Here is a 203-nt window from a genome sequence, read left to right on the forward strand (position 1 = left end):
GCGGTATCGGCAACCGCAACCGGTGCGTCATTGGTACCGGTGACAGTCACCACGACCGTGCTGGTCGAGGTGGCGCCGTGGTCGTCCTTCATCGTGTAGCTCAGCGTCACCTGCTCGGTGGCGCCGGCCTTCAGGTGGTCGAAGTCCGAGCCCGGGGTGAAGACCAGCTGGTTGTTCACCACGCTGGTGGTTCCCTTGCCGTC

General features: G+C 65.0%; 1 protein-coding gene. It reads right to left on the reverse strand.

The window, feature by feature from the left end; translation table 11 throughout:
- A partial coding sequence (locus AC3A6M_RS24980; RefSeq protein WP_487855368.1) for an Ig-like domain-containing protein occupies positions 1–203 on the reverse strand: 203 nt, incomplete at both ends.

The organism is Telluria sp. Soil_C_11 (assembly GCF_057657395.1).